Source organism: Ruegeria lacuscaerulensis, from assembly GCF_013031245.1.
In the GTDB taxonomy this organism is placed as follows: domain Bacteria; phylum Pseudomonadota; class Alphaproteobacteria; order Rhodobacterales; family Rhodobacteraceae; genus Ruegeria; species Ruegeria lacuscaerulensis_C.
In genome coordinates this window covers 99,738-122,548 of record NZ_WPZL01000009.1, presented here as the reverse complement: position 1 = coordinate 122,548, position 22,811 = coordinate 99,738, and the positions used below count along the sequence as shown (strand labels likewise).

19 protein-coding genes and 3 pseudogenes are annotated in these 22,811 nt (G+C 55.8%); 6 read left to right on the top strand and 16 right to left on the bottom strand.

Going from position 1 to position 22,811, the window contains the following annotated elements:
- Positions 1–13 precede the first annotated feature (13 nt).
- Positions 14–733, bottom strand: a complete 720-nt coding sequence (locus GOX66_RS13225; RefSeq protein ID WP_170763207.1) for a sulfotransferase family 2 domain-containing protein — start codon at positions 731–733, stop codon at positions 14–16.
- Between the two features lie 253 nt (positions 734–986).
- Here GOX66_RS13225 and GOX66_RS13220 point away from each other — a divergent pair, with 253 nt between their 5' ends.
- A complete protein-coding gene (locus GOX66_RS13220; RefSeq protein ID WP_170763206.1) occupies positions 987–1,847 on the top strand; it encodes a capsular polysaccharide synthesis protein in 861 nt (286 codons plus the stop codon).
- A gap of 10 nt (positions 1,848–1,857) precedes the next feature.
- Here the strand turns inward: GOX66_RS13220 and GOX66_RS13215 are convergent, their stop codons facing one another.
- On the bottom strand, positions 1,858–2,649 hold the full coding sequence (locus tag GOX66_RS13215; protein ID WP_170763205.1) for a sulfotransferase family 2 domain-containing protein: 792 nt from the start codon (positions 2,647–2,649) through the stop codon (positions 1,858–1,860).
- Between the two features lie 142 nt (positions 2,650–2,791).
- The gene (locus GOX66_RS13210) at positions 2,792–4,801 is read right to left on the bottom strand and encodes a right-handed parallel beta-helix repeat-containing protein (protein WP_170763204.1); all 2,010 of its coding nucleotides are present in this window, start codon (positions 4,799–4,801) and stop codon (positions 2,792–2,794) included.
- A 454-nt stretch (positions 4,802–5,255) separates the two neighbouring features.
- On the opposite strand from GOX66_RS13210, the gene GOX66_RS13205 reads away from it, so the two are divergent.
- On the top strand, positions 5,256–6,533 hold the full coding sequence (locus tag GOX66_RS13205) for a right-handed parallel beta-helix repeat-containing protein (protein WP_170763203.1): 1,278 nt from the start codon (positions 5,256–5,258) through the stop codon (positions 6,531–6,533).
- Between the two features lie 9 nt (positions 6,534–6,542).
- Here the strand turns inward: GOX66_RS13205 and GOX66_RS13200 are convergent, their stop codons facing one another.
- The 3 genes from GOX66_RS13200 to GOX66_RS13190 all read right to left on the bottom strand — a co-directional run bounded on the left by GOX66_RS13200 (position 6,543) and on the right by GOX66_RS13190 (position 9,914).
- Positions 6,543–8,018, bottom strand: coding sequence for a sulfotransferase (locus GOX66_RS13200; RefSeq protein WP_170763202.1), 1,476 nt, complete (start codon positions 8,016–8,018; stop codon positions 6,543–6,545).
- Positions 8,015–8,278, bottom strand: a complete 264-nt coding sequence (locus GOX66_RS13195) for a hypothetical protein (RefSeq protein WP_174822730.1) — start codon at positions 8,276–8,278, stop codon at positions 8,015–8,017. Before GOX66_RS13195 ends, GOX66_RS13200 begins: the two co-directional genes overlap by 4 nt.
- A 172-nt stretch (positions 8,279–8,450) precedes the next feature.
- Positions 8,451–9,914: a glycosyltransferase family 39 protein gene (locus GOX66_RS13190; protein WP_170763201.1), complete on the bottom strand. Its 1,464-nt coding sequence runs from the start codon at positions 9,912–9,914 to the stop codon at positions 8,451–8,453.
- 645 nt (positions 9,915–10,559) lie between these two features.
- Between GOX66_RS13190 and GOX66_RS13185 the strand changes: the two genes are divergently transcribed.
- Positions 10,560–11,702: an arylsulfotransferase family protein gene (locus GOX66_RS13185; protein WP_170763200.1), complete on the top strand. Its 1,143-nt coding sequence runs from the start codon at positions 10,560–10,562 to the stop codon at positions 11,700–11,702.
- A 21-nt stretch (positions 11,703–11,723) separates the two neighbouring features.
- On the opposite strand, the pseudogene GOX66_RS13180 reads toward GOX66_RS13185, so the two are convergent.
- From GOX66_RS13180 to GOX66_RS13165, 4 genes and pseudogenes are all read right to left on the bottom strand, one after another.
- Positions 11,724–12,017 (bottom strand): annotated as a pseudogene (locus GOX66_RS13180) (sugar phosphate nucleotidyltransferase); the annotation flags it as partial.
- Positions 12,018–12,053: 36 nt separating this feature from the next.
- Positions 12,054–12,505 (bottom strand): annotated as a pseudogene (locus GOX66_RS13175) (SDR family oxidoreductase); the annotation flags it as partial.
- Between the two features lie 32 nt (positions 12,506–12,537).
- Positions 12,538–13,218 (bottom strand): SDR family NAD(P)-dependent oxidoreductase, encoded by a 681-nt coding sequence (locus GOX66_RS13170; RefSeq protein ID WP_170763199.1) that lies wholly within the window; start codon positions 13,216–13,218, stop codon positions 12,538–12,540.
- Positions 13,215–13,644: pseudogene (locus GOX66_RS13165) on the bottom strand (dTDP-4-dehydrorhamnose 3,5-epimerase family protein). The gene GOX66_RS13170 and the pseudogene GOX66_RS13165 overlap by 4 nt, the downstream one beginning before the upstream one ends.
- A 184-nt stretch (positions 13,645–13,828) precedes the next feature.
- Between GOX66_RS13165 and GOX66_RS13160 the strand changes: the two are divergent.
- Entirely contained in the window at positions 13,829–15,082 is a 1,254-nt protein-coding gene (locus GOX66_RS13160) for an arylsulfotransferase family protein (protein ID WP_170763198.1), read from the top strand.
- Positions 15,083–15,327: 245 nt separating this feature from the next.
- On the opposite strand, the gene GOX66_RS13155 is transcribed toward GOX66_RS13160, so the two are convergent.
- Positions 15,328–15,546 (bottom strand): hypothetical protein, encoded by a 219-nt coding sequence (locus GOX66_RS13155; RefSeq protein ID WP_170763197.1) that lies wholly within the window; start codon positions 15,544–15,546, stop codon positions 15,328–15,330.
- A gap of 61 nt (positions 15,547–15,607) precedes the next feature.
- The gene (locus tag GOX66_RS13150) at positions 15,608–16,975 is read right to left on the bottom strand and encodes an arylsulfotransferase family protein (RefSeq protein ID WP_170763196.1); all 1,368 of its coding nucleotides are present in this window, start codon (positions 16,973–16,975) and stop codon (positions 15,608–15,610) included.
- 413 nt (positions 16,976–17,388) lie between these two features.
- Between GOX66_RS13150 and GOX66_RS13145 the strand changes: the two genes are divergently transcribed.
- On the top strand, positions 17,389–18,018 hold the full coding sequence (locus GOX66_RS13145; protein ID WP_174822729.1) for a hypothetical protein: 630 nt from the start codon (positions 17,389–17,391) through the stop codon (positions 18,016–18,018).
- A 154-nt stretch (positions 18,019–18,172) separates the two neighbouring features.
- Positions 18,173–19,351 (top strand): ATP-binding protein, encoded by a 1,179-nt coding sequence (locus tag GOX66_RS13140; protein WP_237212588.1) that lies wholly within the window; start codon positions 18,173–18,175, stop codon positions 19,349–19,351.
- 298 nt (positions 19,352–19,649) lie between these two features.
- Here the strand turns inward: GOX66_RS13140 and GOX66_RS13135 are convergent, their stop codons facing one another.
- Genes GOX66_RS13135 through GOX66_RS13120 form a run of 4 tightly spaced genes read right to left on the bottom strand, consistent with a single transcriptional unit; the run spans position 19,650 to position 22,778 of the window.
- Positions 19,650–19,994: a RidA family protein gene (locus GOX66_RS13135; protein WP_170763195.1), complete on the bottom strand. Its 345-nt coding sequence runs from the start codon at positions 19,992–19,994 to the stop codon at positions 19,650–19,652.
- A gap of 13 nt (positions 19,995–20,007) precedes the next feature.
- Entirely contained in the window at positions 20,008–21,402 is a 1,395-nt protein-coding gene (locus GOX66_RS13130) for an FAD/NAD(P)-dependent oxidoreductase (RefSeq protein WP_170763194.1), read from the bottom strand.
- A complete protein-coding gene (locus GOX66_RS13125; protein ID WP_170763193.1) occupies positions 21,389–21,703 on the bottom strand; it encodes a 2Fe-2S iron-sulfur cluster-binding protein in 315 nt (104 codons plus the stop codon). Before GOX66_RS13125 ends, GOX66_RS13130 begins: the two co-directional genes overlap by 14 nt.
- On the bottom strand, positions 21,678–22,778 hold the full coding sequence (locus GOX66_RS13120) for an NAD(P)/FAD-dependent oxidoreductase (RefSeq protein WP_170763192.1): 1,101 nt from the start codon (positions 22,776–22,778) through the stop codon (positions 21,678–21,680). Before GOX66_RS13120 ends, GOX66_RS13125 begins: the two co-directional genes overlap by 26 nt.
- Positions 22,779–22,811: the final 33 nt, after the last annotated feature.

The following is a 22,811-nucleotide window of genomic DNA, read 5'->3' as shown; positions in this document are numbered from 1 at the left end:
CTCACCGGAAGCATCATGCGGCAAAGCTGCTCTCAGCTACTTTGATATCATACATATCCCCAAGCAGAGTGTAATCTGCCTGAGTGATCTGTAACAAAGCGTCAATCTGCCGGGGGGTCAGCGTGGTATCGCGCCGGCTTGCTGCGGATTTGTTCACGTGCTGCACCGGAAACGGCCTGCCCAGTTGCGCGCTCAGAAACGCGTTCATCTCGTTCACCGCCTCCAGCCGGAAGACATGATCGAAAAAGCCGATATCCGGGCCCAGATGCCATGAATAGGGCGTGGTGTGCACACGGACCGGGCGGCTGACGGCGCGGTAGTCATGGAAATGGTCGATGAACTCGCCAAAGGTCGGGTCCAGCGGCAAACCTTCGTTATCGATGTCCATCTCTTCGTTGCGCCAGCGGAACTGGTTGCGGTGCACCTTGTCCCTCCAGGCCGATTTGATCCTGGCAACCGGATCCCGGACCAGAGTGAAAGTGGCATATCCGTCCGGCACGATAGCCTTGGCGAAAATCTGTGTGCGATATCCGTCCTGTTCGTGAATATTGCGCGGCTGAATCAATTTGGCGCGCGCCAGCCGCCAGTGCACATTGTTAATGACACGTCTGATCCCGCGCCCCTTGAAAGGTTCGCCATGATCCAGTTCCCAGAATGTTTCCTTCAGACTGCTGCTGCCGACCTTAGTAATATCGAAATAAACGGCTTTCAGAACCTGCGAGACGACCGCCATAATATCTTACCCTACGGGCCCAGAGCCCAATTCCGCTGAATCATACTTTGCTGACCATCGTTTACAATAAATCCTAGGATGTAACGGTATCCCGAGGCCATTCCCCCAACAATGACTTGTTTCACCCTTTATTGTTGCCGCCCCCTCACAGTGAGGTGGAACCAGCGCCGGAAATCGAATGATATGCCACGCATCACTGGCGCAACGTTCAGGTGGCGATTAGAAGTTTGATATAACGTGTAGTGGAGTATGTATGCCCGCTGGTAAGCCCTGGACATGGCTGTTCGTTCTGATCGTGGGTGCCCGGATGCTGCCGACGATCGGGCGACGTGCCCACAAAAAGCTGAATGGAAAACCCAATCACTTTGCACGCTCCGCCCCACACCCGATTCCCAGGAAAATCTGGATCTACTGGGACCGCGGCGAAGACAGCGCCCCCGAGCTTGTAAAAGACTGTATCGCCTCGTGGCGGCACCACAATCCTGACTGGGATATCCGCGTTCTGGACGCTGAAAGCGCGGCACAGGTTGCCGACTTGCCCCACGACCCGTCGAAGCTGCCGGTTCAGTCCTATGCCGACCTGCTGCGCCTGAGGCTTCTCAGGCAGCATGGCGGTGTCTGGGTGGACGCCACGACATATTGCCTGATGCCGCTCGACAATTGGCTGCCGATGGCGGCCCAACGAGGTTTTTTTGCCTTCACATGGACCAAAAACGATACCTGGTTCACCTGGCCAAACATGCGCCGATCGATGACCAATTGGTTTCTTGCCTCGGAACCGGGAGGAACGTTCGTATCTCTTTGGGAAGAGGCCAGTTTTGGCTACTGGGACGGCCGGTCGAAACCGCATAATTATTACTGGCCGCATATCATGCTCGACTATCTGTACCTGACAAACCGCAGGTTCCGGCACGCATTTGATGAAGTGCCGAAAATCAGTTGCTATGGCCCGCACCTCGTGCATGACGCGGTCACACACAACATCAATTTTGAAGAGACCGCCGAGCTGCTCAGTGCCGGAACGGTTCCGGTGCAGAAACTGCGCTGGAACTGGAGCGAAGAACGTATCGCTGCCGCCCGGAAACTGCTGCAAGCCGGTAACGACAATTCCTGATCAGAGCGGTCTAAGCGGCCATACCCGCCTGCACCTCTTTGTATAGGGCGATATCCGCACAGTAGTAGCTGGCGATAAACTCTTGGACCTCCACTGCATCAAAAACCGATCGCTCGGTCGTGGTGACCGGTTTCATCAGCACCCGCCGCGCTGACCGGCGCAGCGTTTCATGCACCGCGCCGGGTAGCACCCGGCGAGCCAGTTGGCTGCCGGTGCGCGCGACATGTTTCAGGCGCGGGTTGCGAAACACCTGTGTCTTGTTGGCATGCCCGATCTGCAGTGTGTCTGCGCCGATATGCCGGGCCAGCGCCTTGGCAAGCAGATCGAGGTGCTCGACCGGGAAAAGATGATGCACCAGACGCTCATTACCGATCTGAACGAAATCCGATTGTCGGGCGAAATGAATGAATTCCGGCGCAATCACACGAGGCTCTGACAGCAGGTAGTCCTGCACACGACCCAGCTCACCACGCAGCTCGTTTTCGCCAAGCTGCGCGAACTCGCTGCCCAGGTACATCTTGGCCCGCTGCGCCATGGCAGATCGAAAGCGCTGATACGGATCACGCAGCAGGGCATAACTGTCATAAAGCTTCAGCTTCTCAAAAGCTTCCGGGTCGAGGTCGCGCAGCAAATGCAGGGGGAGGTGACGAAAATCAATCTCACCCAGTTCCGGGTGCCGCTCAACCGTTTTCAAAAACCGCTCATCCGCGTCGTGGTAGGGCAGAACAGCCGTCCGCACCGAAGTGCCGGCGCATTTCGGCACATGTATGAATACAAATCTGTGGCGGTCGGACAAAATCATGACAGGAAACTCTCAACCCAATAGGCACCATATGCCGGAGTCGTGACAGGTTTGACAATGCATCCGGTGAAAAAGGAAAGGGCAGGTCGGAAAACCCCGACCTGCCCTTTCGTTGTTCTAAGTGCGATCAAAGATCTGGCCGTCAGCCCATCAGATCAACGGAACTGCCCAGCGTATCGACAAACTGAACCTCGTCATCGATCGCAAAGCCGCTGAGATCGCCATCGGCATAACGGCCCCGGCTGAAACCGATGTCCCAGCCCCATTCGCGACCACCGGTAAAATCCAGATCGATATCTGTCCTGTCGAGGACAACCTCGTCATCGACCAGAACCTGCAGCCGATCCGCGACCTCATCGACCATCAGGGTGATCTCATGCGCTTCGGTATCGTTCAGGCCCAGATCCTTAACAAGGAAGCCTTCGTGAAACTTGCCGTCGTTGTTCTTGACATGCACCTTCAGGCCGTCGTCGACCAGAGTCAGCCCCACATGTCCTTTGTTCCAGATCAGGCGTTGGGCTGCGCCATCGGCCTCATCCCGGGCAAACTCGACGGTAAAGGCAAGCTGATCGGAATCTTCGAACTGCTTCATCCGTCCAAGCTTCACCTGATCCTTATGGCCGTCGAGGTGGACGACGGGACCGGTCGCCGTATCGACAACATGCGCATCGTCCTTCAACGCGCGGCCCGACAATCCGGCAATGTCCAGCACGAAGTCGTCAAAGACCATCGGGGATTGCGATCCCGTCGCGCCCGAAGTTCCGGTCGAACCCGTCGTGTCATCTACCGGGGTCGTCGGAGTTGTCGTACCGCCGCTAGGTGCTGTCGGGGCCGGTGTCGTCGTGCCCGTGTTGGTTCCGGTCGAACCCGTCGTGTCATCTACCGGGGTCGTCGGGGTTGTCGTGCCGCCGCTAGGCGCTGTCGGGACCGGGGTTGTCGTGCCCGTATTACCCGATCCCGAACCGCCAGGGTTCACCACTGTGGAGTTGGAGCTGCCAACCCAGCTGTAATAGTCAAACGGAAAGGCATCGGACAGACTCGACCCAGCATCCAACAAATCCGCCGTGCTGCCTGGGATGACGCCATATTGGTTATGTCCGTCGTTGGCAGCCGTCGCATGAAAGATGAAATGCGCATCATAGTTCTTGGGCTGAATGATCGCATTGTCCTGAACGGTCCAGTTGGCGTCGGACGCAAGGACCGTGGGACTGACAATGGCAGGCGTGATGTTCTGTTCGATCGTCACGTCCTTGGATCCGCCCGTCACAAGGATTTTGGGTATGGCCACGCCGCCGGTCTGACCCGACGGCACGGCGATCAGCGTATTGTTCGTGATATCCAGCCCCTGTGTCATGTGCACGGCAAGACCGTTTGCATGCGCATTGTAGATAATATTGTTCTCGATCACGACATTGTAGTGCCAGTTCGTTGGATCCTTAAATGTGGCTTTGTCACCCCCAAACCAGATCCCCTGCGTGTAATCACCATCACCCATGTCAAGGACATTGTTGCGGATGATGATGTCGCTGCTGCCGGTCCCGTTCGAGCGCTGGACCTGGATCATGTCGCGGTGATCTTTGGAGCCTGCGGCACCACCGAAATCATGAATATAGTTGTTCTCAATCAGAACATTCTGGACTTCTCCGAGCGAAATGCCGTCCGATCGGATTGTGTGGATGTTGTTGCCCGAGAAGTTGATGTCGCTCGATTTCGCGGCACCCAAAGCTTTCCACCAGGAATGGAATTCGGTGTTGATGACATCAATATTGTCCGAGCTCCGGATGACCAACCCTTTGCCAAGGCCGGTGCCGCTGCTAAGGTCACCATCGAAGACAGAATTGTCGATGGTAATATTGTTGCTGCCAGTGATCAGGAATTTATTGGTGGTGGCCGTATCACCCGAACTGTACGTATAATCGAACACGACCTCGTCGAACGTAATGTTCGACGTATTGGTCAGGTACATTTCGGAAAAGCTTGCCTGATTGTTCGGATCGGCGGATTTGATCGTCACTTCTGATGCGAATTGGGTGCCTTTGAGGCTGAGCTTCCCGTAATCACCAGCCGCAAGCAATATCGTTTCCCCACCTGTCGCCTGTGATAGAGCCTGGTTCAGCTCTGCAGCAGACGTTACCGTGATTGTCGTCGACATGTTTCACCTTCTGTTTCATAGGCGCTGTGAGTGGCAGCGCAAGAGAACCCGCACACCCAGGACAGAGGGAACAGCCGCACAAGGGCGGCAGATTGACCAAAATATGGCTATGTTTGGAAACTGTTGCCTGTACTGGGACAGTTCTGCCCCATTGCCTTCATTTCCTAGTGAACTCGATACACAATACCAGGAATTGTTCCCCATCCCTTGGCGGTGCCTAAGGGCTGGCATAATTGATTCCTGCTTCGCAACAATCGCCACAAAAAAACCACTATTCAGGCGTGTCCTTGCGTATCATGACCTAGCGTCGGCGATGATTTGCCCGGTGCCCCTACGTCAAGAAGCGCCACCCACCGCCAAATCACTGGCACATTGCTCACGACACCTCTGTGGACACGGCGCATTCGCCCTCGTAGCCTTTCTGCGCAGTAAAGATTTTCATGACGGGTTTCTCATGCGGTACATATTCAGTTCTATCGGATTACTGGCCTGCACTTTAATGTTGCTGTTAGCCCTGCCGGTGCCATCCTCAGCCGCCCCGGCCTGTAGCGGCACAAAGATCGCGGCGAACGCAGTCAATGCAGGAAACGGGCAGGCCATCCGCAACCCTTCGGAACTTTCCTCTGCAATCAGGAATGCGAAAGGCGGCGAGACATTCCTTCTGGAAGGTGGAAATTACGGCCCCCTGAAAATCAACAGAGGATTCAAAAAGCCTGTCACGATCCGCTCAGCCACCGCCGGATCCCCAGCTTGCTTCACCGAATTGCGCCTGAACAAAGCAGGCAACATCGCACTGGACGGGCTGGTCTTCGACTACGAGTTCTCGTCTGGCGAAAAATCCACCGCCAATCGTTTCAGCATCCATGAGAGCCGTGGCATTTCCATCACCAATTCAGTCTTCGACGGCGGTTACAAATCAGGGGCGGGGCACGGGCGCGGGCTGCGCATCCGGAATAGCGCAAAGATCGATATCAGTGGCTCGATCTTCCGGAAGTGGTGGAAAGCGCTGACAGGCGACAGCGTTGTCGACCTCACGATACGCGGCAATGAATTTACTGACATCCGTTCAGATGGCATCGCGCTTGGCGTGATTGACGGGTTGGTGATTGAAGCAAACCGCATGCATAACTTCCGCGGTGTGAAGGGCAAAGATCACCGGGACATGATCCAGATTCTACGCAGTTCGAACCGGCGCAGCACCGATATCACGATCCGGAACAATATATTTGACATGGGTGCCGGAGACTATGCCCAGACAATCTGGATGGGCGGCGACGGCAAAAATCTGGGCGACCCGATGCTGCGCCACCAGAATGTGCTGATCGAAAACAACGTCATTTACAATTCGCACGTCCATGGGATTTCGGTAGCTGCGATCGACAATCTTTCGATCCGCAAGAATTCGGTCATCCGGGTCCACCGGCCCGAAAAAAATAGAAAGGTCACAATTCCACGTATCAGAGTCTCTCCCGGCTCAACCTCTGTGGTGATCGAACAAAACGCGGTTGCCGGCATCACCGGCTACAAGAACCAACCGGACTGGGCCATTCTCAACAACGCCATCATTCAGGACAAATCCCCCGGGCAGCCCGGCTATTACGACCGTGAATTTATCTATTATGCAACCGGAGCGGCCAACGGTTACAATGAATATGGCGTACGACCCGGCGGCAGTATCGACCAGCTCAATGCCGGTTCGACACTTGTCAAAAACTATCCGACACGGCGATAGATAATCGGCTCAGGTATTGCGCACGCACTCTTTCAGCGCTTCATACACGTCCATCGCCTCGCGGAACTTGCCCGGATCGAAATCCCCGATCTCCGCCACATCCTGCTTCGAATGGAAATAGCTTTCGAAAACCTGACCGCCCGGCTCAAGATCAAGCGCACCGTATAGATCGGTCATCGTTTTGCCGGGAGAGGTGCGCAAATCGTCCTGCAGAAGAAGGATGCACTTATCCTTGTGATCCAGCACATGCCGAAATGCGTGTGTCCAGTAATCCAGCCAGTAATCCGCCGTCTCAGCGATCTGCCCTTCGGGGTCAAACCCCGGAAACAGAAAGGGTTTGTGAATCTTGCCAAACTCATAATGGCCGATATCCCCCATGTAACGGGCGATGAACGCGTCCTCGGCCTGTTGCTTGCAGAAATTCCTGTGCTGCCGCAGCAGGGAATGGGCATGGCTTTCCGGGCGCCGGACCGGCACCACGATCCTGCAATCGGAAAAAGCGTTCAGAAGATATGGAATCCGGGCAATATTGGCGTTGTTCTTCGAGCAATAGCGCGTTTTGGGCGTACCCTCGGACCCCGCCTGAACCGTCCGCGCTCGAACAATCTCGGACATGTGGCGGCGCATGAACTGATCGGCGTCATGATCGGTTTCCTCTGCCGTCCACAGAGGGATCGAAGACCCCTGGTACTTTTGCGGCCAGAACATTTTCCAGATGACTTCCTCGAACGCCTCCGGGCTGTCCAGATCGATCTCGAGCCCGTCGCCATGGGCGCGTTGGCGGCGGCTCACCCCTCGTTTTTGCCCTCCGGCCAGTTTGTTCCACAGAAGCGGCGCGGTCAGAAAAGGCATGTCCCGATAAATATGGGTCGCGATATCCGGCGTATCATGCAGCGCGTTCAGAACCGCCGTCGTACCCCCGCGCGCCAGAGAGGTGACAAAAATCGGCTGCCCGGCCTCATCCGCTTTGGATTGGGATGGCAGTTTTTCCTCGGCCCACGAGGCCGCCTTCAGAACCGCAGGGCTTGAGAACGCCAGGTTGTGCACGAATTGCTCGACCGGCGAATACAGCGTACCCTCCGCCTCCTGCGCTTTGGGGTCCGCGCGAAACCACTGAACAACCTTCACCGCCACGATCGCCGCAACCGAGACGATGACAATGTAATCGAGCCGCAGCATGACGTCGAAGACTGCGCTGCTGGATGTCAGTCCGAGAAACTCGACCAGGTATATCGGCAAGGCCGCAGCGGCCAGCGCCAGAATGACGCGCCAGGCGATGTTGAAGCCGCCAACGATCAGCTTCAGCCCGGCACGCCGCACCGCCTGTTCCTTGGCATCGTCGGACAGCTGGCTGTCCACCAGAGACGCCACACCCGACATGCTTGTGCTTACGACGTCGTTTGCCGCCTCAAAGATATTTGTGCGCCAAAGGACAAATGCGAACCCGCCCACTGCAAACAGCGAAACGGCAACAATTAGTATCATTGCGTCGGGTCAAGCTCGTTGTTGTCGTTGACGCCTTTCTTCCGTCCCTTGATCATCCGTTTGAGCGGGAACCACACAAGCCCGACAACAAGGAAGAGAACGCCAAGTATCACGGCAATCGTGACGGCGATCGCACCCAGACCCGCACCGGGGCCGATATAGGCAAATGCCGGGTTTGGAAGGACCAGCAACAGCACCCCTACATATAGCAGTGACACAGCCCTAATGTGCCTAATGCGATCTTCCGAAAATATCTTCATGACGTTTATTCCTCTCATTCAGTTTGAAAAACCCGGATGGACTTAAATTCGAGTTGGATTTTCTTTTCACAATATCGGCGTCGAAACGATTAGCATATTCCCACACCAAATCTCCCCTGTCATTCACCTCTGACACCTTTCGGATATCAAAATTCGGACTTTCATACGTCTCTCACCTGCGCCGGTAGACAAGAACCCGGCCATCCCCAAGCGTTCCGGCGAATGCCTGAACAAGCTCCAGTTGCCGTTCGGCATCCTGCCCAAGTTGCGGAATGGCCCGGAACATCCGGTTCGGAAACAGAACAACCAGCGCCACAGGCCCGGGCTGCGCCATCGCATCAAAATAACCTTCGGCATCGCCAATGGTTGTCCAGTCGGCATTGAAATGCCTTTCGAAGATAGGCCCACCCGGGTTGATGGCATAAATCCGTTCGGACGGGGTACGGGTCTCTTCCACAAGCGCAAAGGCCCCGGCCAAGTCCTGTTTCGGCGCAGCATAGTTTCGCTGCACAAGAAACAGGGAAACGGCGATCATCGCCACAACGCCTATGGCGACTAGCAGGGGTTTGATTTGGGGTCGCCTCAGCCCCCTTGCCACCATACCGGCACTGTACCAGCAGCCGACGACGGCAAGGATGATGACAAGACCAATGTCGACAAAGAAGAACCTTGGCCAGATCCGCATGCCAAGCGCCAGAAGGATGACCAGCGTCACAATGAAGTGCATGACGATGGACGGAAAGAACAGCGGTTGCGTCGAATGCGCCCCTGCCGCGCCGAATGCGAGCGCGACCATCCCGCCAACAGCAACGAACAATGTCAGAGGGCCAGTACTCCCGACCGCAGTCCGCAGGCCCTCGACAATGGTCCAGAGCGGGTTCTGATACTCCTGCATCGGATCAACGGCCGATGTGGATGCGACATCGCCCACGGTGCCTGCGATACTCGGCAAAATCGGCAGATATGCCAGCAAGATCAACGCAATCGCAATCGCAACGCCGGTCAGCGGCCGCAGCACCCAGTCACGGGTCAGAGGCCCCCTTCCGAAACCGGTGATCAGGGATATCAGCCATACCAGCCCCAGAGCGACAAAGAAAAACGCGCCGGTCAGATGGGTGAATACAGCCGCCGCAGCGGTCAGGCCAAATGCAATCCATGTACCAAATGTCGGGCGGTGCACGCCCCGCAGAAAAAAAATGAAGCCAAGCGTGCTCCAGAAAGCCAGCTCGGTATAGCCGCGGGCATTCTGCGAAAACCAGACCTGATGATAGGACAAGGCCACCAGCAAGGCGGACACATGTGCTATCCGGGGGCCAGCAACGTCTTTTGCCAGCCACCAGATTGCGCCGACAACGCCCACCCCGAACAAGACGGCCGGAAAGCGATAGGCCCAGGCTTGTTCTCCAAAAATCTGGGAAACCAGCTTGGCCTTAATGCTGAAGAAATAGTGATGGTTCATCGAATATTCGCGCACCATTTCCCCCCAGGGAAGGCGGATATGCGTGTCGACGGTCCAGATCTCATCATACCACAGCGGCGCGTTCAGACCGGCGGTTCTCAGCACCGCCGCAAGAAGGAGGATGAACAGAAGCACTGCCAGGTCATTGCGGCCTAGGGCTGGAGCCTGCTGGTTCATAAAGGCTTCTCCGGTCACACTCGTAAATTCAGGACGTCAAACAATAACCCGACCTTGCGCGGGGCAGACACAATTTCCGTACCAGTCGTTCCGATTATTCCCGCTCCCGGGACGTGCGTCGAAACGAATGTGCGGCAACGGGTGCATTTCAACAAGAAGCGTTGCCAAAGTGAATACATTTTAGAAATCCGCCCCTAATTGTTGAAAGATACGTGGCGAATTCCTGTAACCCCACCGGACCGCTTTGCAGTCGGCGGTGAGGCCATGGAATAGTCGGTCTGGTCGTTCAATTGTGGGCGGGCCCGTCAACAGGTTGTGTCGTGAGCGGCTTCTGGTCCGATAAATAAAGCTGGTTGCCACACGAACCATAGCCGCGTTCCCATTTAGACCGGTTGCAATGAATGGCATCATTGGCCACGTTGTTCACCAGTGACGCGCTTTTAGGACGTTTATAGTTTAATGGGGTTCTCCGGTTTCTCTAAAAGGAGCAAAAAAATCCGTTTTCCTTTAATTTTATCCGCAGCATGCGGCGTCGCACTGGCCTTTCTGGTCGGCGTTGCTTTCGGCCATTTCAGAATTCCACCCCAGCCACAGCTGGAGCTTGGGATACGAACGCTGAAAATTCTCCGGCTGGAAGGTCTTGCCATGATGGGGATTCGACCGACCCAACACATGGGGACCATGGCCTTGCCACCGGATTGGGAACCAAGGATCGAACCTGCCGAAATGCAACCCGGGGTTACCTTTCTTGTGAGCGTGTTTGATGGTCGACTGACCGCCCGTCTGTATGGGATGGACGGCTCTCTTTTGCATGAATGGCCCGTCGATTTCTTTGAACTTGCCCGGGAAAACGCCACACACAAGGCCGCGCACAAGTTTCATGCGCTCATACATGGGGCCGCGCTTTTGCCCAACGGCGACATGCTGGCCAATCTGGACGGGCGGGGCACCTACCGGATTTCCGCTTGCGGAGACATCGTCTGGAAGAACGACAACCGCTCGCACCATGCATTGACGCTGGATGATTCCGGCGGCTTCTGGACACCTGTTTATGTCGACAGATACGCGCCGAACACCTTGGTACGGGGTGGAGAAGGTTTTAACTTTGACGCCATCGCTCGGTTCGATCTGGAAACCGGTGAGCAGACGGATCTGATCGATCTCGTAAAGGTCCTGACAGATGACAGGCTGGAAGGCCTGATGGCAATACGGCCCGTTCGCGAGGATGTGGGCCATCTGAACGATGTCGAGGTTCTGAGCGCGGAGATTGCAGATGCGTTCCCGGAATTTAATGCAGGGGACCTTCTTCTCAGCTTTCGGCATTTTAACCAGATCTGGGTGCTCGACGGAGAAAGCCACAAGCTAAAATGGTACATGACCGGGCCCATGATCGGGCAGCATGACCCCGATTTTCAGGCGGACGGGACGATCACAGTATTCGACAACCGGGCTGGCGGCAGACCGACAACAGAGAACGCATTCCTAGGTGACCGGGGAGGGAGTCGCGTGCTGAAAATTGACCCCATGTCCCGCACAGTGACCACCGTCTTTGGCGGATCCGGCGAGGAACCTTTTTATTCCCATTTCCGCGGCAAACATCAGGTGCTTGCAAACGGAAACATTCTGCTGGCTGAAACCGACGCAGGGCGCGCTTTTGAAGTTACGCCGGACGGGAAAGTCGTCTGGGAAGTCATCAATTCCTACGGGGATGACACCGTGTTTTGGATGATGGATGCGTTGCGCTATCCCTTATCTTATGGTGATTTTGTTGAGGTGGGCTGCACCTGAAGCAATCAGCATCGTCGCTGTCTACTTCAACAAACCATCCAGATAGGCGCCATATTCATTCTTGGCGAACATCTCTGCACGCTGGCGCAACTGTTCCTCGTTGATCCATCCCAACTGCCGCGCGATCTCTTCCGGGCAGCCGGTCTGCAATCCCTGACGTTCTTCCAGCGTGCGCACGAAATTGCCCGCATCCAGCAGGCTGGCATGGGTGCCGGTATCCAGCCAGGCATAGCCGCGCCCCATGGTTTCGATCCTAAGTTGGCCTTTTTCCAGATACATCTGCAGCAGGTCGGTGATTTCCAACTCGCCCCGTGCCAGACCCTCCGGCAAGTATGATGCCTTTGCGTGTCGTCATGACGCGTTTTCCAATTCTCTCAGAATATCACTCAAACCCTGCCGCCAGTCAGGACGGCTAATGCCGAAAGTTGTTTCCAGTGAGGAACAATCAAGGCGGGAATTCAACGGGCGCCGGGCAGGCGTGGGATAATCGGCGGACGGGATGTCTGTTACATCACAATCAGTCTCTAATTCAGCAAAAATCGCGCGGGCGAACCCGGCCTAGCTGACGTCGGGCGCGCCTGCAAAATGGTAGATACCCGCCTTGCCCGCATCCTCGATCAGCTGCTGCACCATGGACAGGCAGGCCGCCGCTATGTCCCGCGCGGGGGCCGGGCCGCCGATCTGGTCGGCCACGATGGACAATTGATCCCGCTCACCCGCAGCCGTCGCATCGTCTTGACGAAGTTGTTGCCATGGACCGACACCACCCACGAGGTGCGCAGGATGTCATAGCCCCCCCGCGCCACCTGTCCGGTTCGGCCAAAGACGAGGATGGTCATGCCTTCACACCCAACCGCTTGCCGACGCCATCACGGTTTTGCAGCGCGCGCCACCAGCTTTCATTGTCGAGATACCACTGAACGGTTTTCTCCAGCCCTTCTTCAACGCTGACCGAGGGTCGCCAGTTCAGCTCTTCCCTGATGCGGGTCGGGTCGATGGCATAGCGCGCATCATGGCCCGGACGGTCGGCGACAAAGGTGATCAGGTCGACATAGGGCGAGCGGGGATCATAAGGGGTTTCTTCGGTGAACTGCCCGGTTGGCCCCAGCGAGCCATAGACCTCATCGGTCGAGATGTGATGAAACCGGAAACTGTCTGCTCTGCCCTGCCCTTCCCAGTACTCTCTTGCCGCTTCAAGCAATGTGTAGGTGCCGGTTACGTTGGTTTCGATAAAAGCACCGGGCCCGTCAATCGAGCGATCCACATGGCTTTCCGCCGCCAGATGCATGACCGCGTCCGGGGCATGGTCGGCCAGCGCCCGATCCATGGCAGCCCGATCCCGAATATCAGCCTCTAAAAAGGTGTAATTGGGATTCCCGGCCACCTCGGCCACGTTGTCGAGGCAGGCCGCGTAGGTCAGCGCATCCAGATTGACCACCTGATGCCCGTCCGCAACCGCACGCCGCGCCACGGCCGAGCCGATAAAACCGGCACCCCCTGTCACCAGAAGCTTCACGAGATACTCTCCCAGACAAACGGGTTGTCAAAATCGGTAAAGGCGGGGGCTGCCGCGTCCCTGCCGGACAGCACCGGATCACCATCAAGCCCCCAGTCGATACCGCAACTGTCCCAATGCACCGCCCGTCGCAATCAGGCGCATAATAATCCGTGCATTTGTAGCGGATCTCGGTATCCGGTACCCGCGTGACAAAGCCGTGTAGAAACCCTTTGGACACCAAAAGCTGTTTTCCGTTCTCGGCCGTCAGATCGATACCCAGCCACTGTCCATAGGTCGGCGAGCCCTTGCGGATATCGACAACCACATCGAACAGTGCCCCCACCCGCAGCGCACCAACTTGTCCTGCGCATGGGGCCGCGAACGGAACAGCCCCTCTGCCGCGATAGCTACGACAGTTTCGCATTCGGAATCCGCATCAGGCACCGATCCGTTTCGGAAAGCTTAATCCCGCTTTTCCACACAAGCAAAAGGACACGAACAATCCAGGGTATTTGAACGGAAAGGTCACCGTTCAGCGCTAATTTCAGCACTCCAGAACTCCTGCGTTGACTTGGTTCAGACTGCGGACGACAAATACACGGTAACGATTTTAGTCCGGGTTTCGCCAATGCGTATTGTTTCATACATCTCCGCAGTCTTACTCGTTGGTATCCTTTCTTTTGTTACAGGCATGTGGGCGACCCACAAAAATTGGGCGCCCTGGAAGACCTTTTCCGAAGCCAAAGAAGCCTTCAAATCGTGGAGGGCCACCGGATATATCATCCCGGACGGAACCTATCTCCGCCGTCCGGACCGGATGCCATCGGATTCATACGTCGTGCACCAGGCTGACAAGATCGCGCCCGGTTATGTTCTGATCAATCGGATCGCCAATCCCGAGCCCGGCTTTCAGACCGACCTCATCGATACCGAAGGCAATGTGCTGCACACGTGGAAGATCGATTATTCGAAGATTATTGAGGGTAGCAACCAAGCCGAATTCGCCCACGCTGTTCGCCCCCTGCCCGATGGGTCGATCCTTGCCAATTTCGACGACAGCATAGGCATGGCAAGGTTTGATGCCTGCGGCGACATCGTATGGCGACGCACAGATATGGTGTTTCACCATTCACTGACCGAAGATCCCGACCTTGGCGGGTTCTGGACCTGGACCTCCAAAATCTGGGATGGCGGACACGATCAGCAGATGACCCGGATCGACACGGAGACCGGAGAAACACTTGAGAGCATCGACCTGGCGCAAGACGTAATTCTTCCGGATCCCGAGGCACAACTGGCCTTCCGAATTCCCAACGGTTTCAAATGGCGCTGGGATGCGGAGACCGATGAAATCCCGGACATCATTCATCCTAATGACGTCGAAGTCCTGCCTGCCGCATGGGCCGACGCATTCCCTCAATTCTCTGCCGGCGATCTGATCATGTCGCACCGATCGATCGATCTTGTCGGTGTTGTCGACCGCGAAACGAAACGTCTGAAGTGGTACAAGGCAGGCCCGTGGGAACATCAGCACGATGCGGATTTTCACCCGGATGGCACGATTACGGTATACTCGAACAATACCCATCGCCGCCGGTCCTCCATTATCGAAATGGACCTGACCACTGGTGAGGTGCGCGACAAATTCGCTGGATCCGAATTGGTCTTCGACAGTGCGATCATGGGCCAGCAGGAGCGGTTGCCCAATGGCAATTGGCTGATTTCCTCACCGATGGAAGGCCGGGTGATCGAGGTGACGGCAGATGGGGATTTGGTGCGCGAAATGTCGAACATACTGACCGACGATTACAATTCGATCATCACAACGGCTGTTCACGTTCCGGCCGATTACTTTGACGCCTTACCGTCCTGTGACTTTTGAGAAACCTGTGGTTTTGTTAAAAAACCAGTACGAATTTAGAAGTCGTTTTGTTTTTTAGTGCCCGTCATCTCAAGGAGAGAGCCGGTGATGGAGAGGTTACTATTTAAGAAAGTCGAGCTTTGGGTCCTGGGGCTGGTTCTGGTCGCGGGATTGATTGGTGTCACTGTGCCCTTAATTACTGGACACAGGTACATTCTGGGACATTTGACCCGGCATTGTGCCCTTAATTTTCGGATATCCACAGGCTAGCGGCGGCTTTTCTCAAGGGTGTGATCAGCACATCGGAGCAACTCCGCACGGTCCGCATTTACACCGAATTGTTCGATCGCTTTTTTCGCCGCCGCCAGAAAATCCGGTTTAGTTGTGGTGTCGGTTTTTCGTGCCGGGAACCAGGCCTTCGGAATTTTGCGATCATCTTTCGCCGGGGTCAGCGAATTGCATGAAAGGTGAACCAGTTGATCCAAAAAGTTGCGTTGACTAGGGATGCCATGCGTAGCATTTCAGCCCTGTTGAGGAATACAGGCTCTAGTTGCAGGTCGGTGCTTTTCTGAGGTTCGCAACGATTTTTTCCCCCATTGCTTGCGGGATGTACCTACTCCAAGACATGCGCCACGCCGGGCCGTCGGATGTCGCCTTGTTGTAGAATTCTTCCACCAACTTTCCCGCCGAGTTGTAAATCAGCAACCGCCCGGACGTATCCTCCTCGATTATCTGGTGACCGGATTCCGTCAATTCGTTGAGGCCATTGGTGATCGCCAAAATGCGTGCCTCTCGGGACGTCTCCCTGAACGGGAATGTCACCTCGTCGGTACGAAAGTCATAGAAGGCTATATCCGAACTTTCCTCGATAAATCCGCCTTTGCCTCGGTTCTTGACCGCATTATCGAATATGCTGATTACGTGGTCGTTTACGATATCAATATCGTGCTGAACCAGCCACGGGCCCGCCTTCTGCCACACGATCTCGTCCGTGGACGGGCGGTAGAGCGCGATCAGGGATTTCTTGCGCATGGAAATGAAAAGATCGCCCTTCTTCCAGTAGGGGCCATCCTCCAACGCCGGCTGGATATCGTTCATGTGCAGAGGGTCATTTGAGAAGCTGTGGGCCTGAACCACCAGATGCGCCTGGCCTTTTCGCTCGAAGATCTCGGCCATGCTCGTATTGGAAATGAGCTCGCCATCGGCGGATACATGGCCCAGTCCGTCGTCCCGAACCTGGGGATCACGAAAAATCTCTGATGGCTCGATAATCGTTGGCGCCCAGAAGTTCCCGTCCGCATCGACGTTGAGCGAATGGTGGAAATTCGCACCGGCCTGTATCCACAATCGCTCGCCGCAATGATCGAGTTTGAGCAGTGGCGAAAATTGCCCGTGCATAACAAGACTGCCATCCTCCAGAAGCAGCGGGTGCATGGCGCGGAAGCGCCCGCGATGCCACTGGGTGTAGCGAACAATATTAGACGTGCGCTCGACGTCTTTGAGTAACACTTCCGGATCCGGCTCCCAAGTATGGACAACGGATTTGTCTGAGAGATCGATCAACTCGACGGTTGTGTATTCTTTCACGGGGTCGATACGCGAGAACAGTAAGTAGCCTGAAATGTCTTCGCTGTCATCGTAGGTGACCCAACCGATCTTGTCTCCGAAGCGCTTGTAGTTGCTGGCGTGCAGTGCGCCTCCTGAATCCATCAGGATTTTCGCGGTATCGGGAATAGATGACAGTTCATAGGCTGCGACCCCGACCCAGGACCAGGATGGCTGTAGTGAAGAGTTTTCGCGAGAAGCGGTTTCATCTTTCACGATGGAACCAAAAAAGATGACGCCGATGCCGATGAAAACCAGGATGAGCAGCGCCGACCAAACAGGCAATTTTAAAAAAAACAACCTTTCCAAAAAATAATCCTCAATTACTGCCGTCGGGGCCGACCGATTACTTCAACCAACATTTCCCAATTAGAATGTGATCTTTCTCAGTTTGACGCCACTATTTACGCCGATCAAGCGTTTTGCGTCCGCTGTGCCGTGACTCGGGCATCTCACGCTCTGACTAAACGCCATTTATGATCTTGGGGATCGGTTTGACCTGATTGTCTGTACTACAGCCGGGCAGCCAAATCGCTTCAGGATTCTGTTCACTTCTTGAATGCCAGCCACGATCTCTTCCAAGTCGCGACGGGAAACCGTGTAATGCAGTTAATAGAATATAGCATACAAAACTACGTCCTTGGGAAAATGACAGCCTTTCAAGGAAATCATGCTGAAACCTGTTTGAGAACAATACGCGGGCAACAAACGTCGAAATCTACATGCTCGTCAATCCAGACCCAAAGTTTGCGACACAGCCGTTTACTGTTCTCCGCGACAAGGTTTCTGCAGCTCTGGCGCGTCTCAGGGAGCTTTTGGCAGACGACACTGCGATCTCAGATTTGATGCTCACCGTACGCAATGCTTTGCGTCGCAAACCAGATGCAAATGTACTCAGCGAACTGCTGGCGGAAATCTCTGTGGAAATCTCTGAGATAGCACAGGCAGATACAGAAAATTTGAGGGACAGTGACAGTGAATTTGAGGGGCACAAAGATGACTCTTTGAATCCGAAAGTTAAGAAAGAAGAATTTTCTCAGATTCAAGTTTCCCCAGATCAAATGGAGCGCAGTTTTCCCAGGCTGTGCTCGGAACTACGCTTTGCGAAAGATCAGGCGCATTGTGATCGAATTATGGACTCCATTGCAGACCAACTACAACTTGGCGAGACTTGGTATGCTATGAAGACCACTCATGGCCCAGCCTTACGTTTCATGATCCTAGGATACATTACCCAACGGGCAGAGACGATACGGTCCCACAAGGCATATCTAATTTCACTGACAGCCAAGATTGATAGGGGTGAGATGGCACCCACAGCTATGTTGGTCGGCAAAACGAGCAATCCATGATGTGGCACAAAAAGGCACGAGTAATGGGCTACACACTGTTGGATTACTAGTTGGGGCAAGGGAGGCAGACGATGGATGATTACACCGATTTGAAAGCTGAAAGGGAAACTACTCTCGAAGTTTATCCTTGTAAATCTTCCGTTGAATGGAATAAATGCAGGGTATGATCGAGCGCAGTGACAAAAAATCAGTTGAAGATTCTCTGGAGAACCAGGCGGGCGTAGTCCTTCTTGGGCCGCGGCAAGTTGGGAAGACAACGCTCGCACAGGATATCGCTGAAAGCCGTGATGCTGTCTATCTTGATATGGAGAGATCTGCCGATCGCCAGGTACTCGAAGAGCCCGACCTTTATCTCGATGAACAGGTTGGCCGCCTAGTGGTGATTGATGAGGTTCAACTTATGCCGGACCTGTTCAAGGCCTTACGTGGTCAAATTGACCGACGCCGAAGGCAAGGACATCGGACTGGTCAATTCCTGCTGCTCGGGTCGGCCTCGAACACGCTTCTGCACCAAAGCGCAGAATCCCTGGCGGGACGGGTCAGTTACCACGAGCTGACGCCTTTCATCTTGTCGGAAACCGGAGCGGACGCGCTCTCCGCGCTCTGGTTGCGGGGTGGGTTTCCCGAAAGCTTCCTGGCGAAGAACGACCGAACCAGCCTGGCGTGGCGCGAGGATTTCATCCGCACCTATCTGGAACGCGATGTTCCAGCTTTCGGGTTGCGCATTCCGGCGGAGACATTGCGTCGGTTCTGGACAATGCTCGCCCATGAGCAAGGCGGAATACTCAACGCGGCAAAACTCGCTGGAAACCTGGGTGTCTCCGGCCAGAGCGTTGCGCGTTATCTTGACTTACTGGTTGACCTGATGCTGGTGCGTCGCCTACCGCCCTGGCATTCCAATGCCGGGAAGCGTCTGGTCAAGTCTCCCAAAGTTTATATACGCGATTCTGGTCTAGCCCATGCGCTTCTTGGGATCGAAACACAGGAAGACCTGCTGGGGCATCCAGTTGTCGGCGGCAGTTGGGAAGGATTCTGTATTGAAAACCTGATTGCTGCGGCACCACGCGGAACAGAAGCAAGCTTCTATCGCTCTTCAGCAGGGGCTGAGGTGGATCTGATGTTGAAATTTCCCCGCGGCGCCCTCTGGGCCATAGAGATCAAGCGGACGACATCGGCGAAGGTAACACGTGGGTTTCACATCGCGGCAGAAGAACTGGACGTCTCAGAACGTATCCTTGTCTATGCAGACGACAGGGAGGTTCCGGGGCAGGGGGGGGTTAGGGCAATGCCCCTCATAAACGCTATGGAACGGCTGACGTCTGCACAGACGTGAGAGGGGTAGGGCCTACGATAGCGTGTCTGAAAATGAACGTGGTAGACCACTTCTGTCAGAGCATTGCGGCAACTGAAATTCATCACGAAGGGCGGGAAGCCGTCACTCGCTGCAACCGTGATATTAACAACGCGAATTGAAAGAGCCGACATTCAATCAACTGGATTGTAATCAGTAGGTCCGCGGTTGGCTTTCCTGCCATTGAAGACTTAGTCAGGTTCAAATTAGGTTCATTCTAGACACGTCAGCTTATTAAACTCGAAGTGAATAGTATGTGCCTTTTCCAAGCCGCTTGCCGTCATGCATTACACGCAGCGGTGATGATGATCTCGACTTTCAGATCCGGCCGAGCGAGCTTTGCCTCACCGCAAGCGCAAGCCGGGGCGTGCCCGGCGGGAACCCAGCTATCCCAAACGTCGTTCATCTCGCCAAAATCGGCCATGTCGGACAACCAGACTATCGCTTGCAACATTTGTTCCCGCGACGAACCTGCTTTGTCCAGAAGCGCATCGACGCGAGACAGGCACTCTCGGGTCTGTTCGGCCACTGTGGCTCCTTCGCCAACCTGCCCGCAGAGAAATGCGACGCCGTTGTGCTTGACGATCTTGCTCATGCGTTGATTGGTGTTGATACGTTCGATCATTAGGGGTTCTTTCTTAGTTGGTTTCGCTGTTCACCGAACCGCCCATCGCTGCCAGTTCGCCAAGAGTCACGGGTTTCAAAGGTGGCCTGATCCGATAGTAACCGGTTTCATCCATCGTAGCGCTGTTTGCTTCGGCCAGAAGGTTACTCACAGTCAGTCCGCAATAGCGGCCCTGGCATGGTCCCATTCCGGCACGGCTGAAGGCCTTGGCCTGGTTCGGACCCGCGCAGCCGATTCCGGCATGGCGACGAATGTCTCCTGCAGTGATCTCCTCGCAGCGGCAGATGATAGTCGCGTCGGCGGGCTTTGTGGCTTCGATTGCGGGTGGAAAGGCGGTGTCAAGGAAAGGGCGTACCGCTAGCTCCTGCGCGATGCGGCGCCGAATTGGTTTGGCGGCCGTGTCCCTCTCGATCGTCGAAATCGCACCCAAATCGGCGGCCGTTTTCAATGCTGCGAGGCGGCCCGCCAATGCGGCTGCCTTCGCGCCGCCGATGCCAGCGCCGTCACCGGCGATATGGACCGTTTCAACACTTGTCCCGCCCCAGCCATCAAGGCCGGGCACAAAACAGTGCTGCCGCGCGTCCCAGTGATGCGCTACGTCGACGGAGCGGGCCGCCTGCGTGTTAGGCACCACACCGTGATGAAGGAGCACTGTGTCGCAGGCAATACGTCGGGTCTTTCCGCTCGCAGTAAAGCGGATGCCTTCGGCAGTAGTTTCCCCTTCAATCGATATACTTGCTGCGGAAGAGTAGCGGCGCACCCCGGCGCGACGGATTTCCGATTGCATCGTCAACCCCTTGAGCAGATATCGCCAGCCGCGAAGGGCGCCGCCCAGATGCGGAAGCGCCCGCAGAAGATCCGCCCGTGTCTGCGTTTCAACCAGCGCCAGCGGTGGCGTGCCTGCCCGTATCATTTGCGCGGCGATCAGATAAAGCAGCGGCCCGGATCCGACCAGAACCGCGCTTTTTGACAGAACGCCGGATTGCTTCAACAGAATCTGCGCCGCGCCCGCCGTCATCACGCCAGGCAGGGTCCAACCCGGCAGCGGCATCGGACGTTCCAAGGCTCCTGTGGCGATGAGGATACGTTTCGCTTCGATTGCGCCCCCCCGTCCGTCTGCGGTGTAGAGAACCCGAATTCCCTCCTCGATCGACCAGACCACCGCTCCGCCGATATGGGAGATATTGCCGTTATCCAGTCCTGCTGTAAGGGTCAATCCGTCTGTGTAGTCATTACCAAGCATTTCGCCCCTGATTGGTGCGACCCGATCCACATCGCGGTAGATCTGCCCGCCCGGACGGGGCTGCTCGTCCAGCAGGATAACATTCAGGCCAGCCTTTGCAGCGGTGGCGGCAGCGGTCATCCCGGCGGGGCCGGCCCCGATGATGGCTAGATCAGTTTTCTGCATCGGTCATGTCCCTTCCTTTGCGCGGCATCGACAAGCGCAGCCCGTCCGTGACTTCGAGCATGCAGGCTTGACGGGTCACACCGTCAACCTCGACGAGGCAGTCGAAACAGGCACCCATCATGCAGAACGGAGCGCGTGGAGCGCCCGAAACCGGCGTGTACCTGAACGTCCCCACTCCGGCGGCCAGCATCGCGGCCGCGAGATTTGAACCTTCGGGCAGCTGCAGTTCCCGGCCCTCGAACCATACCGGAACCAGTGGGCGCCCATCCTCCAACTCAAGAAACGATGAAGCGGTCTTCACTGAACACCTCCAGATCCGGGGCGGCGTTGGTGCCTTCCAGCCAATCGGGCAAGAAACGAGCGTGGGCCGCCGCAAGGGTTATGCCGCTGTGGCAAGTGACCAGAAAGGCGCCGGCCATTTCGGGACTTTCCTGGTAGATTGGCAAACCGTCGGGCGACAGTATCCGCAGGGCTCCCCAAACACGTACGAGCTGCGCGTCGGCGAGCACCGGGTAAGCCGCGACCGCCTCAGAGGCGAGACCGGAGAGGCCAGACTGGGTGACGCCGTCATTCAAGCCCACCTCTTCGTTTGTGGCACCGATCTGGACGCCGCCTTCATCCACCTGCCGTGCGATCAGCGAGGGGCGGTTAATGAGTTTTGGCAGCTTTTCGGTGATCAACACTTGACCGCGTTGTGGCCGGATCGGGGCTTTGAAGCCCAGTTTGGGCCCTAGTTCCATCGCACCCAAACCGGCGGAAAGGATCACCTTGTTGGCCTGCACGTGACTTCCGTCCGCGCAGGTGATCGTGAAAACATCCGATTTCCGGACGTCTGTGACAGTTTTTTCGCTCAGCACCTGCCCACCAAGTCGCCGGACATCGTCGGCGAGAGACCGCAGCAACTTCAATGGATTTACATGGCCATCTTGATGATGGAGGATCGCACCAACGACTTTCGGGCCGATCTCCGGCTCCTCCGCCAGAAGCGCCTTCCGATCCAGAACTTCATATGGGTAGTTTCCGTCCAGCTTCGCCTTCAGTTCTTCGTATTGCGCAACTGTTTTCTTCAGTGTTTCTTCCGAGAAGTGCAGGTCGTAACCGCCCGTTTGCTCAAGCGACATGTCATGTCCGGTCGCGTCAGCAAGCTCATCGGCAAATCCGGCCCATGCGGTGGCGGATTGCTGGCTCCACGCGGCATAACGTGGTTGTTTGATGCCCTTGGACTGCACCCAGACAAGTCCAAAATTTCCCCGACTGGCGCGAAAGCTGCCGTCGTCTCCATCGAGGACCAGAACGCGCTTGCCGCGTTTCAAAAGGCCCCATGCAACAGACAGGCCGACAACACCACCGCCTATGATTGCAAAGTCGGAATCCATGATCTCAGTTTCTGAATGTGAGTTTGAGTAGAG

What these genes read in the sequence shown, in the direction of transcription:
- GOX66_RS13225 (WP_170763207.1), bottom strand. Translation starts at nt 733, where the DNA reads ATGGCGGTCGTCTCGCAGGTTCTGAAAGCCGTTTATTTCGATATTACT.
- GOX66_RS13220 (WP_170763206.1), top strand. Translation starts at nt 987, where the DNA reads ATGCCCGCTGGTAAGCCCTGGACATGGCTGTTCGTTCTGATCGTGGGT.
- GOX66_RS13215 (WP_170763205.1), bottom strand. Translation starts at nt 2,649, where the DNA reads ATGATTTTGTCCGACCGCCACAGATTTGTATTCATACATGTGCCGAAA.
- GOX66_RS13210 (WP_170763204.1), bottom strand. Translation starts at nt 4,801, where the DNA reads ATGTCGACGACAATCACGGTAACGTCTGCTGCAGAGCTGAACCAGGCT.
- GOX66_RS13205 (WP_170763203.1), top strand. Translation starts at nt 5,256, where the DNA reads ATGCGGTACATATTCAGTTCTATCGGATTACTGGCCTGCACTTTAATG.
- GOX66_RS13200 (WP_170763202.1), bottom strand. Translation starts at nt 8,018, where the DNA reads ATGATACTAATTGTTGCCGTTTCGCTGTTTGCAGTGGGCGGGTTCGCA.
- GOX66_RS13195 (WP_174822730.1), bottom strand. Translation starts at nt 8,278, where the DNA reads ATGAAGATATTTTCGGAAGATCGCATTAGGCACATTAGGGCTGTGTCA.
- GOX66_RS13190 (WP_170763201.1), bottom strand. Translation starts at nt 9,914, where the DNA reads ATGAACCAGCAGGCTCCAGCCCTAGGCCGCAATGACCTGGCAGTGCTT.
- GOX66_RS13185 (WP_170763200.1), top strand. Translation starts at nt 10,560, where the DNA reads ATGATGGGGATTCGACCGACCCAACACATGGGGACCATGGCCTTGCCA.
- GOX66_RS13160 (WP_170763198.1), top strand. Translation starts at nt 13,829, where the DNA reads ATGCGTATTGTTTCATACATCTCCGCAGTCTTACTCGTTGGTATCCTT.
- GOX66_RS13145 (WP_174822729.1), top strand. Translation starts at nt 17,389, where the DNA reads ATGCTCGTCAATCCAGACCCAAAGTTTGCGACACAGCCGTTTACTGTT.
- GOX66_RS13140 (WP_237212588.1), top strand. Translation starts at nt 18,173, where the DNA reads ATGCAGGGTATGATCGAGCGCAGTGACAAAAAATCAGTTGAAGATTCT.
- GOX66_RS13135 (WP_170763195.1), bottom strand. Translation starts at nt 19,994, where the DNA reads ATGATCGAACGTATCAACACCAATCAACGCATGAGCAAGATCGTCAAG.
- GOX66_RS13130 (WP_170763194.1), bottom strand. Translation starts at nt 21,402, where the DNA reads ATGCAGAAAACTGATCTAGCCATCATCGGGGCCGGCCCCGCCGGGATG.
- GOX66_RS13120 (WP_170763192.1), bottom strand. Translation starts at nt 22,778, where the DNA reads ATGGATTCCGACTTTGCAATCATAGGCGGTGGTGTTGTCGGCCTGTCT.